Genomic DNA, 13,649 nt, shown 5'->3' with positions numbered 1-13,649 from the left:
GTCAGAGCCTCGGCATCTTGGAGAAGACGCGGAAAGCATTCTCCGTGGTGATCCTTGCAATCTCCTCAGTGGTCACGCCGATCGTCTCGGCAAGCACGGCTGCCGTATGGGCGACGTAAGCCGGCTCGTTACGCTTGCCGCGGAACGGTTTCGGCGCGAGATAAGGCGCGTCGGTCTCGACGATCATCCGGTCATGCGGCACGGTCTTGGCGATCTCGCGCAGTTCCTCGGATTTCGGGAAGGTCAGAATGCCCGAGAACGACACGTAACCGCCGAGCGCGACGCCAATACGGGCAAGCTCCGGACCGGAAGAGAAGCAGTGCAGAAGGAAAGGGAAGGCCCCCTTCCCGGTCTCCTCGGTCAGGATCGCCGCCATGTCGTCATCGGCCGAGCGGCTGTGAATGACGAGCGGCAGCCCGGTCTCGCGGGCAGCCGCTATGTGACGCCGCAGGCCTTCGACCTGAGCCTCACGCGGTGCGTTGTCATAGAAATAGTCGAGACCCGCCTCGCCGATCGCCACCACCTTCGGATGGGCCGAAAGCCTGACGAGATCCTCGGTTGTGATATCCAGCTCCTCGTCCGCATTGTGCGGATGGGTGCCGACGGAACAGAAGACGTTCGGATAGCTTTCGGCGATCGCGAGGATCGTCTCGAACCGCTTCACGCGGGTCGAGATCGTGATCATCTGCTCGACACCGGCCTCGTGCGCCCGCGCGACGATGGCATCACGCTCCGCTTCGAAGTCGGGGAAGTCCAGATGGCAATGGGTATCGATCAGCATGCTCAAAATGCCTTACTGCGCTTCCGGTGCCACGTAGCGCGGGAAGACCGGCTTCGGCGCCTCGAGCGGCGTGCCCGAGACGAGGCGTCCCGCCTCACCGAGTGCCGCGAAGTCGCGCTTGTCGGCGGGGGCAGCCACCAGATCGAGCAGCTTGGCCGAGGATTCCGGCATGAACGGCTGCAGCAGGATGGCAATCTGGCGCACGACTTCGGCCGTCACGTAAAGCACGGTGCCCATGCGGGCCGGATCGGTCTTCTTCAGCGCCCAAGGCTCTTGGCCGGCGAAGTAGCGGTCCGTCTCGGAAACGACGGCAATGATCGCCGCCAGCGCCCGGTGGATCATCTGCTTGCCCATTTCGTCGCGCGTGATTTCGTGCAGCGCGTCGGCAGCGGCCAGCATCGCCTTGTCCTCGTCGGTCAAGGGGCCGCAAACCGGCACCTGGCCGTCGCAGTTCTTGACGATCATCGACAGCGAGCGGCTCGCCAGGTTGCCGATGCCGTTGGCGAGGTCGGAGTTGATGCGGGTTGCGATCCCCTCCTCGCTGTAGCTGCCGTCCTGCCCGAAGGAGACTTCGCGCAGGAAGAAGTAGCGGATCTGGTCAAGGCCGAAATGCTCGACGAGGTTGAAAGGATCGACAACGTTGCCGAGCGACTTCGACATCTTCTCGCCCTTGTTGAGAAGGAAGCCGTGGGCAAAGACGCGCTTGGGCAGCGGCAGGCCGGCCGACATCAGGAACGCCGGCCAGTAGACCGCGTGGAAGCGGATGATGTCCTTGCCGATGACGTGGATATTCGCCGGCCAGAACTTGGCGCGCGGACCCTTCGGATCGTCGAGATAACCTGTCGCGGTGATGTAGTTCGTCAGCGCGTCGACCCAGACATACATGACGTGCGCCGGATCGTTCGGCACCTTGATGCCCCAGTCAAACGTGGTGCGCGAAACCGAGAGATCCTTGAGGCCGGATTTCACGAAGGAAATCACTTCGTTGCGGCGCTCGGCCGGACCGATGAAGTCCGGGTTCTCTTCGTAATGCTTCAGCAGCTTGTCCTGGTACTCCGACAGCTTGAAGAAGTAGCTCTGCTCTTCGACCCACTCGACCGGCGTTCCCTGCGGGCCGTAGCGCACGCCGTCGGCGCGCAGCTCGGTCTCGTTTTCCTGGTAGTAGGCTTCGTCGCGCACCGAATACCAGCCGGCGTAGGAGTCCTTATAGAGGTCGCCGGCCTCGCCCATGCGGATCCAGATGTCCTGCGACGCCTTGTGGTGGCGCTCCTCGGTCGTGCGGATGAAATCGTCGTTGGACGCGTTCAGGGCGACCGCCATCTTCTGGAACTCCGCCGAGTTACGGTCGGCAAGCTCCTGCGGCGTCACGCCTTCCTTGCGCGCCGTTTGCTGCATCTTTTGCCCATGCTCGTCCGTGCCGGTCAGGAAGAAAACCTCACGTCCGTCGAGGCGCTGGTAGCGCGCCATGGCATCCGTCGCGATCAGTTCATAGGCATGGCCGATGTGCGGCTTGCCGTTCGGGTAGGAAATCGCTGTCGTGATGTAGAAGGGGGACGTGTCTCTCATAGGCGGATTCGATCTATCTCGGATTAAGCTACGCACGCTCTTAGCGCATACGCTTGAAGGAAGAAACATGCGATCCATGAAAAGCCCCGCCGGAACAACCGCTGACACCGCCCTCCTTCTTGCGGGCTTCGCGTGTAGGACGTAGAACGAAACGGAAACAAGCTAGGGGGGATGAGTCGTGCTGGATCAACTTGGCAGCCAATTTGAAGCCGCGTCGGCCGGCTATGCCGCCGCGCACGGGATCGAGCGCGATCCCGACTGGTTCATCTTGAAGATGCAGGAGGAAATGGGTGAACTGACCCAGGCGTGGAACAAGCTCAGCGGTCGCGGCCGATCCCAGGGGAAATCGCCGGACGATCTCCGGACACAGATGGCCGACGAGACCGCCGACCTTCTCGGGCATGTGCTGCTCTTCGCGCAGCACCACAAGCTCGACCTTCACGCAGCGATCGAGCGCAAATGGCGTTTTCAGCCGACGCTATAGCGCCGCTTTCATATCGTCGAGCAAAGACAGGATGGTTTGCTTCCGGTCGAGATTATAGGCGTCGCTGACGGTCAGCCGCTCGGTCACGGTGGCTGACAGCCGGGCGAAGCGCTCGGCGCGCATGATATCGCCGGAAACGGCCGCCTCGCGCGCTTCGCGCATGATGCGGTCGCTGGCAAGGGCCTGGAAGAAATCGAAGATCGTTTCGCTGTCCTTGCCGGCGAGGGCGTCGGCGAGCTTGTGCATGTCCTTTCGGACAGCCGGTCCCTGCCCCGCAAGGATGCCCTCGAAGGTCGCGGCGATTTCCAGGCCGCCATAATTGATCAGCTTCAGCGCCTCGGCGACGCTGCCGCTGGCGGCAGCGATGATGCGGCCGGCATTCTCGCCCTCGAGATCGAAACCGAGATGCGCCAATGCCTGGCCGAGCGGTGCTGCGTCGAGCGGCTTCAACCGCAGCGGCAGGCAGCGCGAGCGGATCGTCGGCAGCAGTTTCCCGGGTGCATGCGTCAGCACCAGGAACAACGAGCGGCGCGGCGGTTCCTCGAGGATCTTCAGGATGGCGTTGGCCGCATTGCGATTGAGATCGTCGGCCGGATCGATGATGACGATGCGCCAATTGCCCGTGCCGGAGGTCTGGCTGAAGAACTTGCCGGCGCGCCGAACCTCGTCGACCGTGATCGCCCCCTTCGCCCTGCCCGTCTTTTCATCGATCGGGCGGGTCAGATGCAGGAGATTGTGCGAGGCGCCGGAGGCGAGCTGCCTGCCGATCGCCGAGCTCGGGTCCGGGTCGGCAAGTGCTTCTGGCGCATCGGCCGGCTCGGGGTGTTTCAGGATGTGGTAGGCAAAGCGGAAGGCAAGCGTGGCCTTGCCGATGCCTTCCGGTCCTTCGATCAGGATCGCGTGGTGCCCCTTGCCGGAGCGGTAGCTCTGCGCCAGGAAGGCTTCCGCCTGCTCATGGCCGAACAGGCGATTGTTCTCCGCGGGCGCAATGGCACCATCAAGGACGCCGGCTCTTTCGCTCATGACACGACTTCCTCGGCGGACGCGTCCGCGCCGTCGCCGTGCGGCAGAAGCGCTTCGACAAGCGAAAGCACCTCGGCGGCGATCGCCTCGACCGGCTGCGTCGCGTCCACCACCCGGCACCGCTCGGAATCGCGGCTGGCAATGTCGAGAAAGGCATCGCGCCGCTTCTCGTGGGTCTCCAGCTGTTCCTTTTCGAAACGATCTGGGTTGTCGTCGCCGGCGCGGCGTTGCGCCCGCTCGAGGCCGACACTGGCGGGCAGGTCGAAGATCACCGTGCGGTCCGGCACGACACCGTTGATCGCCACGCGCTCGAGGCTCTCGACGAAGCTTTGTTCGAGATTGCCGGAAATTCCCTGATAGACGCGCGAGGAATCCATGAAGCGGTCGCAAAGCACGATCGTGCCCTTGTCGAGCGCCGGCCGGATGACCTCTTCGACATGGTCGCTGCGGGCTGCGGCAAAGAGAATCGCTTCCATCCGCACCCCGAAGGCTTCCGCAGCCCCCGAAAGCAGCACGTGACGCACAGCCTCCGCGCCGGGAGAGCCCCCGGGCTCGCGTGTCGTCAGCACCTCGTACCCGCGCGCACGCAGGGATTCAGCCAGGAGGCGGAGCTGCGTCGACTTGCCGGCACCTTCCCCACCTTCGAATGTAACGAACAGACCTTTTTTCAGCGACACCATGCTTTCCCGTATCGGCATGCGATTTGGCCCTGTTTAGCCGATTGGTTCTCCGGGCGAAACCGTCAGGTGACGATTTGGCAGATGCATTGCTGCGCCGGCATTGCGCCCATGGCCTAAAGCCAGAAGAAAAGCAGTTCCTGCAGGGCGTCGACCGCGCGGCTCGTCAGGGTTCCCTGCCCCACCGCGCCGGCCGTCTTGACCGGGACTTCGCGCAACAGCTTCTCGCCGTTCCACAGTTTGACGACGCCGACTTCCGTGCCGGCCGACACCGGCGCTCGCAGGGGCCACTTGTAGACGATGCGGGCCGTCAGCCGCTCGGGGTTGTTGACCGGTAGCAGCACGTCGACCGGGCCGCCGGCCACGAGCGCGACGTGAGATGCATCGCCGCCATAGACAGCCGCCTCACCGATCGCTTCTCCATCGGCGAAGATGCGCTTCTTCTCGAAGGCGGTCATCGCCCAGTCGAGAACCTTGCGGCTCTCCTCGATGCGCTCCTTGTCGGTTTCAAGGCCACCCATCGCAAGGTAGACGCGGCGGTCGCCGCGCTGCAGCGATGCGGCCAGCGAGAAGCCGAAACCCTCGGCAAAGCCCGTCGCCAGGCCATCCACGCCGATATTGGCCGAAATCAGCGGGTTCTTGTTGCGCTGGAGGATCTTGTTCCATTCGAATTCCGGCTGCGCATAGAGCCGGTAGAGATCGGGATGCGCCTCGTGCAGATGGCGGACGAGCGTCACCAGTTCGCTCATCGTGATCTTGTTGCCGGTATCGGGCAGCCCGGTCGCGTTGCGGAAGGTCGCAACCGGCATGCCGAGTTCGCGTGCGCGCGCTGTCATGCGTTCGGCGAACGCACCTTCGCTCCCGGTCATGCCCTCGGCGAGAATGATGCAGGCATCGTTGGCAAGCTGAACTGCGACGCCCTGCAGCAGATCAGCGACCCGGATGCGCGATTTCAGCGCGGCAAACATCGTGGAAGTGCCGGCCGGTGCGCCGCCGGTCCGCCAGGCATGCTCCGACACGTCGTAGAGGGTCTCGGGCGAGATCTCGCCCTTGCCGAGCGCCTCCGCGACGACTTCCATGGTCATCAGCTTGGCAAGCGAAGCGGGCGGGATTGGGTCGTTTTCGGCACGCGAGAAAAGCACCGTGCCGGTTTCGGCATCGACCAGCAGGATCTGTTTTGCCTTGGTGTCGAAGGCGGGTGCCGGCGTTTGCGCGAATGCGGCGCCGGCAAACAACGCAAGGCCCAGGAATGCGGCCGAAAGCATCTTCATGCGCATGGGAAACTCCGGTTTCCCTTCGGGCATAGCAGCGTGGTCATTTTGGCACAACGCCGAGAACTGTTAACGGGCCGAACCGTTTGTTTTCTGGCGCTTGGCGTAGTCGACGATGACCTGCGGGGTCAGCTGCTTCTTGTCGACCATGATCGCTTCGAAGGGCGATTCGGCGTCGCTGACGCGAACTTCGTAATAGGCCGCCGCATAGGCCATGTTGCCGTTGGGCATTGGAATGTACTCCGGCCGCTCGCGCGGGATCGGGCCGATTTCCGGCAGCATGACGAATTCGTTGAACGACGCCGGCTGCTGGGCAAACTGCGGCACGGGTGCGGCCATCGCCGTCACCGGTTCGCTGACGTCGAGCGACGCCTTGGCCGGCACGGTGATCGTGCCGAGGCTTTGCTTGCGGAACGGCTCGTTCGAGGCAACCATCACGCCGGTCGCGATCTGCCCTTCCGGCATGATGCTCGGGCCGCGCTGGCCCTTCTCGACATAGGACGCCATCAGGTAAGGCATGTCGTTGCCTTCGAGCGGCGCACGGCCGACATATTGCACCTTCACCTGCGCGCTGCCCTTGCGCTTGATGTCGAGCAGGTCTGCCGTCTTCGAGGAAACGTCGATGATGCGGCCGTATTCGTAGGGGCCGCGATCGTTGACGCGCACGATGACCGAGGTGCCGTTTTCCATGTTGGTGACGCGGGCGTAGCTCGGCAGCGGAAAGGTCGGATGGGCGGCCGACAGATGCGCCTTGTCGTAGACTTCGCCGTTGGCGGTCAGGCGCCCGTGGAAGGCCGAGCCGTACCAGGATGCCATACCCGTCTTGTTATAGCCGAAGTCTTCCTTGGGCTGGTACCACTTGCCTTTGACCTGATAGGCCTTGCCAACCTGAAAGCGTCCGCCGCCCTTCGGGATGTTGTTGCCGGTGGCAACGCGAGGGCTCGCCTTCACGCCATAGACGGATTCAGGAAAGTACTCCTTGCTGCGCGCAGTCTTCTTGACGTTCGACGTGGAGCCGCAGGCGGTAAGCGCTACGCACAGCGCCGGAATAGCCGCAAGGCGCAATCCCTTGACCAGAAATGCCGCATTTTTACTGGAGGTCATCTGTCCCACAACATCGATCGATAAAGCCGTACTCGAAACCTTCCGCTTACCCCCAGCGGAAATCTCGACGTCCCGAAACGGAACAGGTGTGTATTCATGACATCATCAAGGCAAAAATGCGAACTCATCCACAGGCCGGCGCCGCATTTCGCGAGTTATGGTTTATGGCTGGTTAACGCGATCGGGCCCGGCGCCTGCTCTTTAAAGCGGTCGAGAAAATCTTGCAGCGACGCATGTTAATTCTTGCAAAGCGCCGAGGCTTCGCGCAATAACGCCGTGCCCGGCACGCAGTCTCGCGGTGCTTCAGGCAAGGACAGGTGGCCGAGTGGTTTAAGGCTCTGGTCTTGAAAACCAGCGTACGGGAAACCGTACCGTGGGTTCGAATCCCACCCTGTCCGCCATTTCCCTTTTCTGCCACCCACTAGTTGTCGAGCCGACGAGATGGGACTAACTTACGCAGCGTAATGACGGTGCCAAGTCCTTTGGGGAGCGGGATCGACATGCGCGTTAAAGATGTAATGACGACCTCGGTCGTCAAGCTGTCCCCTGACAACAGCGTCAGGCAGGCAGCCCGGATCATGCTCGACAATCATGTAAGCGGCCTTCCCGTGGTCGACGGTGATGGAGCCCTGGTGGGCGTCATCAGCGAAGGCGATCTCATTCGCCGGAGCGAGCTTGGTGGCGGCATTCTGGTCGCCGACCCTGCCGGGGCGGCGGACGAGCGGGCGAGCGCCTATGTGCGCCGGTCCTCCTGGAGGGTCGGTGACGCCATGACGGCCAATCCCGTGACCATCGACGAGGACGCCTCCGTCGCGCGGGTCGCGGCGGTGATGCAGGAGCGCGGGATCAAGCGCATACCGGTTCTGCGGAACGGCCTTGTCGTCGGTATCGTCAGCCGCGCCGACCTGCTGCAGGCGATCTTGTCCGCAAAGCAGGACGAGACGGCGGCGGGCGATGAAGCCATCCGGCGCAGCATCCTGGTGCGCATCGGCGAAAACACCGGCCTTGAGGGCCTGGATATCAAGGTCGCCGTCACCGACGGCATCGTGCATCTCTGGGGCAATGTGGAGACTGCCGATTGCCGCAAGGCGGCGCGCATCCTCGCCGAAAACGTGCGTGGTGTCCGCGGTGTGGTCGAGCACTACGCCGAGCCCTATCCGCAATAACATGTGCGTCGAGACCGCCGCGGCCTGAGTTCGCGGCGCTGCAAGCGTGTTCCTGCTGCTGTCGTTCAAACTTCAAGCGTTCCACCACCTGCCCGCCGCAGAAAAACAGCAACGACCGTAGCGAATTCGAGAGACTGCGATGGCTTGCGCGACGGCAAGCCGGAGGGAATTTCAGCATATGTCCTTTTGACCGGGAGGCTCAGATGGTTTCGCCTGAAACAGCATCGATGAAAGAGACGGCATCCGGAAAATCAGCAGCACCGTTGTCATCAGACGAACTCCGCCTGATGGACGCCTATTGGCGTGCTTCGAACTACCTGTCGGTCGGTCAGATCTACCTGCTCGACAATCCGCTTCTGCGCGAACCGCTGAAGCGCGAGCACATCAAGCCGCGTCTGCTCGGCCATTGGGGCACGTCGCCGGGCCTCAACATGCTCTATGTTCACCTCAACAGGGTGATCAAGCGCGACGATCTCGACATGATCTACATCATCGGTCCGGGACACGGCGGGCCGTCTCTGGTGGCGCATGCCTACCTGGAAGGGACTTACACGGAGTTTTATCCGAATATCGCCGAAGACGCCGAAGGCATGCAGCGGCTGTTCAAGCAGTTCAGCTTTCCCGGCGGCATCCCGAGCCATGTGGCGCCGGAAACGCCCGGCAGCATCCACGAAGGTGGCGAACTCGGCTATGCACTCAGCCACGCCTATGGCGCCGCTTTCGACAACCCCAATCTCGTTGTTGCCTGCATCGTCGGCGATGGCGAGGCGGAGACCGGGCCGCTTGCGACCGGCTGGCAGAGCAACAAGTTCCTCAACCCTGCCCGCGATGGCTGCGTGCTGCCGATCCTGCATCTGAACGGCTACAAGATCGCCAATCCCTGCTTCCTCGCCCGCATCCCGCACGACGAACTGAAGAAGTTCTTCGAGGGCATGGGCTACAAGCCCTATTTCGTGGAAGGACATGATCCGGCAAAGGTTCACCAGCAACTGGCGGACGTGCTCGATACGGCGATGGCCGAAATCCGGCAGATCTGGGACGATGCCCGCATCAGGGGCAATCTGAAGCGCCCGGCCTGGCCGATGATTATCTTCCGCACGCCCAAGGGCTGGACCTGCCCGCCGGAAATCGACGGCAAGAAATGCGAGGACTACTGGCGCTCGCACCAGGTGCCGATGGGCGAGATGGACAAGCCCGAGCACATCCGCGTCCTCGAACAATGGATGAAGAGCTACCGTCCGGAAGAACTCTTCAGCGACGAGGGCCGGCTGAAGCCGGAGATTGCGGCGCTCGCGCCATCGGGACATCGCCGCATGAGCGACAACCCGCATGCAAACGGCGGCCTGCTCTTGCGCGACCTGAAGATGCCGGCATTCCGGGACTATGCCGTCGACGTTCCGAGCCCGGGCGCCACGACCGTGGAAGCGGCACGCGTGATGGGCAAGTTCCTGCGCGACGTGATGAAGAACAACATGGATGCGAAAAACTTCCGGCTGTTCAGCCCGGACGAAAACAACTCCAACCGCTGGCAGGATGTGCTCGAGGTCACCGACCGCTGCTACATGGCCGAGATCTATCCCGAGGACGATCACCTCTCACCGGATGGCCGCATCATGGAGGTCTTGAGCGAGCATCAATGCCAGGGCTGGCTCGAAGGCTATCTGCTGACTGGCCGCCATGGCTTCTTCTCCTGCTACGAAGCCTTCATCCACATCATCGATTCCATGTTCAACCAGCATGCCAAGTGGCTGAAGGTCTGTAACGAGATCCCCTGGCGTCGGCCGGTCGCCTCGCTCAATTATTTCCTGAGCTCCCATGTCTGGCGGCAGGATCACAACGGCTTCAGCCATCAGGATCCGGGCTTCATCGACCACGTCGTCAACAAGAAGGCAGAGGTCGTCCGCGTCTATCTGCCGCCGGATGCCAATACGCTGCTGTCGGTCACCGATCATTGCCTGCGCAGCCGCAACTACATCAACGTCGTCGTCGCCGGCAAACAGCCGGGGCCGCAGTGGCTGACGATGGAGCAGGCCGTGCGCCATTGCAGCATGGGTGTGAGCATCTGGGATTGGGCGAGCAACGACGCCAACAGCGAGCCGGATGTGGTCATGGCCTGCTGCGGCGACATTCCAACGCTGGAAACGCTTGCTGCCGTCCAACTGCTGCGCGAGCACCTGCCGGAGGTCAAGGTCCGGGTCGTCAACGTCGTCAATCTGATGAAGCTGCAGCCGGCGGAAGAACATCCGCACGGCCTTTCGGACCGCGACTTCGACGGCATCTTCACCAGGGACAAGCCGATCATCTTTGCCTTCCACGGCTACCCCTGGCTGATCCACCGCCTCACCTACCGCCGCACCAACCACGGCAACCTGCATGTGCGCGGCTACAAGGAAGAAGGCACGACCACGACACCGTTCGACATGGTGGTGTTGAACGAGCTCGATCGTTTCCATCTGGCTGGCGACGTCATCGACCGCCTGCCGCAGCTCGGCGCGCGGGCGGCCTATTTCAAGCAGGCGATCCAGGCCAAGCTGATCGAGCACCGCGAATACATCGAGAAACATGGCGACGACATGCCCTCGATCAGCGGCTGGAAATGGGGCGTTAAAGGCGCGCAGCCTTTCAAGGCCGGGACATCGACCGAAGGGGACAATGTCTGAGGCCCGCGCACGGCTGGATTGACGGTCGCCCTCCCCGGCTTGCCTGGGCTTGCGAGCCGCTCCGCAAGGGGCGTCTCGCGCATCCGATACGAATGAACCCTCATCGTCATTGCGGCTGGCTGCCATGTCGGAATTGCTGTCGACAGATCCCGAACTGAACCGGATGCCGACCGAGCAGGATCTTGCCCGGTTGCAGTTCACGACGCTGCTCTACTATCTCCACTGCACCAACCCGGACAACGGCCTGGTTCGTGACAAGACTCAGGAAGACGCACCCGCAAGCATCGCCGCAGTCGGCATGGCGCTCGCGACGATCCCGGTGCTGGTCGAGCGCGGCATCGTCATTCGCAAGTTCGCCGCCAAGATCGCGCGTCGACGGCTGCAGTTCCTCTTTGAATGCCCGCAAGGGCCGGAACCCGACGCTTCCGGCTACAAGGGCTTCTTCTACCACTTCCTCGACATCGAGACCGGCCGGCGGGTGTGGGAGTGCGAGCTGTCGACGATCGATTCTGCCTTCCTCTTTGCGGGCGCATTGACGGTCGCCGCCTATTTCGACGGCGACAGCGCTGAGGAAGCCGAGGTTCGCCGGCTGGCCAACGCGCTCTATGAACGGGCCGACTGGAACTGGGCGTGCGACCACGGGCTGACGCTGACCCATGGCTGGCGGCCAGAAAACGGCTTCATCCCCTACCGCTGGCGCGGTTACGACGAAGGGTTGCTGCTCTACATCCTCGGCCTCGGCTCGCCGACCCATCCACTGCCACCGGAAGCCTACACCGCCTACACCGCAAGCTACGACTGGCGGAACCTTTACGGGCGCGAGCTGCTCTATTCGGGACCGCTCTTCACCCACCAGCTCTCGCACATGTGGATCGACTTCCGCCGCATCCGCGACGAGTTCATGCGCGAGCACAACAGCGACTATTTCCAGAACAGTCGCCATGCCACCTTCGTCCAGCAGGAATATGCCATCCGAAACCCGCTGAATTTCGTCGGCTACGGCGAACATTGCTGGGGCTTCACCGCAAGCGATGGTCCGGGCTGGACAAAGGGCATGGTGAACGGCGTCGAGCGGGAGTTCTTCGACTACATCGCCCGCTGCGCACCCTTTGGTCCGGATGACGGCACTGTGTCGCCCTGGGCGGTGGTCGCCTCCCTGCCCTTCGCGCCGGAGATCGTCATCCCGACGGTCTGGAACTGCGCCCGCATGAACCTCGGCATGACCAAGCTCTACGGCTTCAAGCCCTCCTTCAACAGAAGCTTTCCGGTGGAGGGAAGCGAAACCGGTTGGTGGGTCAGCCCCTATCACTTCGGCGTCGACCAGGGGCCGGTGGTGCTGATGATCGAGAACTACAGGACCGGCCTGCTCTGGAACATCATGCGCCGGTGCGAGCCGTTGGTGGTGGGCTTGAGGCGGGCGGGCTTTTCCGGCGGCTGGCTCTGACGGCCAACGCAACAAAGGTACTCTGATGGACAGCCAGCCAGTGCCGATCAGAACAACCGCACTTCGCTTCGCACGGGCTGTCCGAATTTTCCTGACCTCCGAAGTTGGCGGCCGCGCTCGGTTGATGTTCTTCGGGCTCATGCTGCTGCTCTTCGGCCTGAACGGCCTCAACGTCGTCAACAACTATGTCGGCCGCAATTTCATGACGGCGATCGCCGAGCTCCAGATGAACGAATTCATCCGGCAAGCCGTCTTCTATGTCTGCGTCTTTGCGGTGCTGACCGTCGTCGGTGTCACTGCGCGCTTCGTGGAGGAACGGCTGGCGTTGCTCTCGCGCGAATTCCTGACCCGCCGCGCCGTCGACATCTATCTGGAAGACGAGGCTTACTACCGGCTCGAGGTCTCGGGCAGGCTGAGCCATCCGGACCAGCGGATATCCGAGGACATCCAGGCCTTACGGTCACCACGCTCTCCTACATCATCATGCTGTTCAGCAGCACGCTGACGGTGGTGACGTTCTCGGGCGTGCTCTGGTCCATCAGTCCGCTGCTGTTTGCCGTTGCCGTGCTCTATGCCGCCTGCGGCTCATACATGACGATCGTTCTGGGTCGCCCTCTTTCTCGACCGGATCGAGGCTACGCTTGGACGTGAGACCTTCCGCAATACGCTGAGGCTTCTCTGTGAGCGTTCCATCACCTGCATCAACAACGGCGAGGAAGGCGATACGCGCGACCTCTACCGTCCCCTGCTGGATTGCCGGGAGGATGGCAGATGGACGTGGACCGACGAGCGGACTTGACCCAAGCCGAGGTCACGGAACGCGGCGCCTTTTTAAGGGCGCCGTCTGACGGACGCGCGCTCAGGGGAGCGGTACCCCAAATGATCGATTGGAACGATCGAACTCACCGCGGCGCAACGATGCCCTGGTAGTAGTCTCCGTCGCCGCCGACGACGCGCGGCGGGCCACCGGCGGTTTGCGAACAGGCGGCCAGCGTGGCGAGCGTGAGCAGCAATACGATCGTTCTCATGAAGTCGGTCCCCTTCTGGCCTGCGTTCCGGCTATGTCCTTGAGACTTGAGAGAATCTGCGGCGGAGCCGGTTAGAAAACAAGTACTAAAATGGTGGTATAACAAAATGTATGATCGTTGGAGATGCAATCTGCATCGACCGCCGCCCGCCAAGGGGCGACAACCCGGACACGGTCAACAATGGATGAATGGGCCGCTAGATCGGATGCTGCCGGTTCGTCTGTTCGCGTTCTCTCCAGTATTGCAGCCGAAGTCGCGGCGCCATGATCCAGGCGATGAAGGGCGTGATCAGGAAACAGCTGACGACCACGACCGGGATCGCATATTTGGCGTTGGCCGTGAGGGCCGGCACCGAAAGAACGATGAGGATCCCGATGGCGAACAGGATGGCGTTGACCATCAGGCCGACCATGATCGCGAGTTGCAGGCGGACGGACATATCGAC

The 13,649-nt window shown here is 62.5% G+C and carries 12 protein-coding genes, 1 tRNA gene and 1 pseudogene; 6 read left to right on the top strand and 8 right to left on the bottom strand.

The window, feature by feature from the left end; translation table 11 throughout:
- Position 1: 1 nt before the first annotated feature.
- Complete coding sequence (locus JVX98_RS12445; RefSeq protein WP_205238774.1) at positions 2-781, bottom strand: TatD family hydrolase; 780 nt, start codon at positions 779-781, stop codon at positions 2-4.
- Positions 782-793: 12 nt separating this feature from the next.
- Positions 794-2,347: a methionine--tRNA ligase gene (metG, locus tag JVX98_RS12440; RefSeq protein WP_205238773.1), complete on the bottom strand. Its 1,554-nt coding sequence runs from the start codon at positions 2,345-2,347 to the stop codon at positions 794-796.
- A gap of 178 nt (positions 2,348-2,525) precedes the next feature.
- Between metG and JVX98_RS12435 the strand changes: the two genes are divergently transcribed.
- Positions 2,526-2,831 carry a pyrophosphatase gene (locus JVX98_RS12435; RefSeq protein WP_205238772.1) on the top strand — a complete coding sequence of 102 codons (306 nt, stop codon included), beginning with the start codon at positions 2,526-2,528 and terminating at the stop codon, positions 2,829-2,831.
- Here the strand turns inward: JVX98_RS12435 and JVX98_RS12430 are convergent.
- The 4 genes from JVX98_RS12430 to JVX98_RS12415 form a co-directional block, all read right to left on the bottom strand.
- A complete protein-coding gene (locus JVX98_RS12430; RefSeq protein WP_205238771.1) occupies positions 2,826-3,854 on the bottom strand; it encodes a DNA polymerase III subunit delta' in 1,029 nt (342 codons plus the stop codon). The two genes, JVX98_RS12435 and JVX98_RS12430, sit on opposite strands and share 6 nt — an antisense overlap.
- Positions 3,851-4,531, bottom strand: coding sequence for a dTMP kinase (gene tmk / locus JVX98_RS12425; RefSeq protein WP_371826543.1), 681 nt, complete (start codon positions 4,529-4,531; stop codon positions 3,851-3,853). Before tmk ends, JVX98_RS12430 begins: the two co-directional genes overlap by 4 nt.
- A 116-nt stretch (positions 4,532-4,647) precedes the next feature.
- Positions 4,648-5,808 (bottom strand): D-alanyl-D-alanine carboxypeptidase family protein, encoded by a 1,161-nt coding sequence (locus JVX98_RS12420; RefSeq protein WP_205238769.1) that lies wholly within the window; start codon positions 5,806-5,808, stop codon positions 4,648-4,650.
- Positions 5,809-5,871: 63 nt separating this feature from the next.
- On the bottom strand, positions 5,872-6,906 hold the full coding sequence (locus tag JVX98_RS12415; protein WP_205238768.1) for a septal ring lytic transglycosylase RlpA family protein: 1,035 nt from the start codon (positions 6,904-6,906) through the stop codon (positions 5,872-5,874).
- Between the two features lie 311 nt (positions 6,907-7,217).
- Between JVX98_RS12415 and JVX98_RS12410 the strand changes: the two genes are divergently transcribed.
- The 5 genes and pseudogenes from JVX98_RS12410 to JVX98_RS12390 form a co-directional block, all read left to right on the top strand.
- Positions 7,218-7,307, top strand: a tRNA-Ser gene (locus tag JVX98_RS12410).
- A gap of 99 nt (positions 7,308-7,406) precedes the next feature.
- Entirely contained in the window at positions 7,407-8,072 is a 666-nt protein-coding gene (locus JVX98_RS12405; RefSeq protein ID WP_205238767.1) for a CBS domain-containing protein, read from the top strand.
- A gap of 203 nt (positions 8,073-8,275) precedes the next feature.
- A complete protein-coding gene (locus tag JVX98_RS12400; RefSeq protein WP_205238766.1) occupies positions 8,276-10,732 on the top strand; it encodes a phosphoketolase in 2,457 nt (818 codons plus the stop codon).
- Between the two features lie 124 nt (positions 10,733-10,856).
- On the top strand, positions 10,857-12,176 hold the full coding sequence (locus tag JVX98_RS12395; protein ID WP_205238765.1) for a glucoamylase family protein: 1,320 nt from the start codon (positions 10,857-10,859) through the stop codon (positions 12,174-12,176).
- Positions 12,177-12,201: 25 nt separating this feature from the next.
- Positions 12,202-12,794: pseudogene (locus JVX98_RS12390) on the top strand (ABC transporter ATP-binding protein/permease); the annotation flags it as partial.
- Between the two features lie 284 nt (positions 12,795-13,078).
- On the opposite strand, the gene JVX98_RS32555 reads toward JVX98_RS12390, so the two are convergent.
- The gene (locus JVX98_RS32555; protein ID WP_256364280.1) at positions 13,079-13,204 is read right to left on the bottom strand and encodes a hypothetical protein; all 126 of its coding nucleotides are present in this window, start codon (positions 13,202-13,204) and stop codon (positions 13,079-13,081) included.
- Positions 13,205-13,400: 196 nt separating this feature from the next.
- Complete coding sequence (locus tag JVX98_RS12385) at positions 13,401-13,643, bottom strand: hypothetical protein (protein WP_043614390.1); 243 nt, start codon at positions 13,641-13,643, stop codon at positions 13,401-13,403.
- Between the last annotated feature and the right edge of the window lie 6 nt (positions 13,644-13,649).

The organism is Ensifer sp. PDNC004, from assembly GCF_016919405.1.
Lineage (GTDB): Bacteria > Pseudomonadota > Alphaproteobacteria > Rhizobiales > Rhizobiaceae > Ensifer.
This window is presented reverse-complemented; position numbering and strand designations above follow the sequence as displayed.